The sequence below is a fragment of the Psychrobacter sp. H7-1 genome (assembly GCF_904846585.1).
Lineage (GTDB): Bacteria > Pseudomonadota > Gammaproteobacteria > Pseudomonadales > Moraxellaceae > Psychrobacter > Psychrobacter raelei.
Genome location: NZ_CAJHBH010000102.1, coordinates 1 through 1012 on the forward strand (window position 1 = coordinate 1; position 1012 = coordinate 1012).

The following is a 1012-nucleotide window of genomic DNA, read 5'->3' on the forward strand; positions in this document are numbered from 1 at the left end:
AATCCTAGTCTGATTATAATATAACTCAATATATCCAATGATATCTCTGATAGCTGCAAACCTTGTTTTATAGTCTTGGTGATATACTAGCTCGTTCTTCAATATGCCCCAGAAGCTTTCTATGGGTGCGTTGTCAAAGCAGTTGCCTTTACCGCTCATTGAACCTGTAAACGGATGCTGCTTGATGATCTTGTGGTAAGCATGGCTACAGTACTGACTGCCTCTGTCAGAGTGAACGACTAGCCCTTTGCTTGGTTGTTTATTCTTGATGGCCATGTTCAATGCTTTGCATACTAGATCTGCGGTCATTCGCTTATTGATCGCATAGCCGACCAGCTCTTTGGTATATAAATCTTTGACTCCCGCTAAATACAACCAGCCCTCAAGCGTCCAAATATAGGTGATGTCACTGGCCCACGCTTGGTTAGGGCGACTGGCATCAAACTCTTGATCCAACACGTTTGGATAGACCAGTTTGTTGTGATTGGAGTCGGTGGTGACTTTAAAGCGTTTGTGGCGACGGCATTTGATGCTGTATTCCTCTTTGATGCTTCTGACCATGTAGGGACTGATGTTATGACCTTGCTCACTTAGATGCGCATGCAGACGCTCAACACCATAGCGCTCATGAGTTTCACTGTGAGCGGATTTAACGAGTAGCTCACAATGGTTGCGATGTATCTGCTGCTCGCTGATATCGCGACTCAGCCAGTCGTAGTAACTTGAATGCTTAACCCTTAGCACGCGGCACATAGTGGTGATGGTAAAGAAGTGCTGGTTATCTTTGATGAAGGCGTACCTGACTAGCTGTTTTTCGCGAAGTACGCCGTCGCCTTTTTTAATATCTCTCGCTCCTCTTCGGCAACTTTGAGCTGTCGTTTGAGCTGCTTTATTTCTTGAAGAGCTGTCATAAGATCAGGGTCGTATTGCTCTGTGCCTTTGAGCTTGCCTTGGTTGGCTTTGTTATGCCAATTCGATAGCGTTTGCATGGCAATGCCAAGCTGCTTTGCGG

General features: G+C 45.7%; 1 pseudogene. It reads right to left on the bottom strand.

Going from position 1 to position 1012, the window contains the following annotated elements:
- A pseudogene (locus JMX92_RS13350) lies at positions 1 to 1012 on the bottom strand (IS3 family transposase); the annotation flags it as partial.